1 protein-coding gene and 1 pseudogene are annotated in these 883 nt (G+C 38.2%); one reads left to right on the forward strand and one right to left on the reverse strand.

Features of this window, described 5'->3' with window-relative positions; translation table 11 throughout:
- Window positions 1-244 (forward strand): annotated as a pseudogene (locus tag BTHERMOSOX_RS12170) (IS1595 family transposase); the annotation flags it as partial.
- Window positions 245-662: 418 nt separating this feature from the next.
- Here BTHERMOSOX_RS12170 and BTHERMOSOX_RS11660 read toward each other — a convergent pair.
- On the reverse strand, window positions 663-883 hold a 221-nt coding region (locus BTHERMOSOX_RS11660; RefSeq protein WP_249360701.1), incomplete at its 5' end, for a fibrobacter succinogenes major paralogous domain-containing protein.

An 883-nucleotide genomic window follows, 5' to 3' on the forward strand; every position in this document is an offset into this window, starting at 1 on the left:
AAAGGATTATCAAGGGTAAAACTAGTATTGAAAAGCGTCATTCATTCTGATGGTTGGCGAGGGTATAATGGTTTAGTAGATTTTGGCTATAAGAAGCATTTTAGAGTACATCATAGCAAGAATGAATTAAAATATGTTTAATCTACACTTGAAAGAATGTGAATTTAGATTCAATAATCGCAAGCAAAATCTTTATAAGATTTTGCTTGAAATGTTCAGAAAAGAGTCGCTTAAGTTGTCATGACCCTTAAAAAAATATAATTTGTAAAGCTTCACCTACTCATCACCAAATATAAGATTCTTCTATCCTCATTTTTTTTAATGGCACTTCTAGTCTTAACCATTAGTGCCATTAACAAATGAGAGGATGTTTGGATTTATAAACCTCACTTGTTTAATCCTTAAACCAAACAACGCTGGGCTGATAACTTATTCATCTCAATGTCCATAATGTTTAATGACGCTTATCTTTAGATATTAGTATCATTTATCTACGGTATAAATACCCTTCCTTAAATGTCTTAACCCTTTATTATGTAATTAAAAAATCACCCAAGCAAGCTTGGGTGATACTCTGTTTAACACCCCCTTGCGGGGTGAATACCCCGCAAGGGGTATAAATACCCAGCCATTCGGCTGGGTCGAAGTGCCAAAGTGTCGAATTAATCCTTTAGGCAGCGAACACTAAAGCCGTACGCCTTATTGAGCAACCTGCGGACCACTCTAGCGTCGTTAACGTACAGGTAGCGTCTATGAGCATAACCACCTGACCCAGTACTACTCCACAAGTCCGTGGTTTCACCACGACTGCGGAAAATACCATTGGTATGGCGGTAGCCCGCTAACTTAGCCTCGAAGTTACTAGAGCCGCCTACTTTCAGTT

The organism is Bathymodiolus heckerae thiotrophic gill symbiont (assembly GCF_900128515.1).
In the GTDB taxonomy this organism is placed as follows: Bacteria; Pseudomonadota; Gammaproteobacteria; order PS1; family Pseudothioglobaceae; genus Thioglobus_A.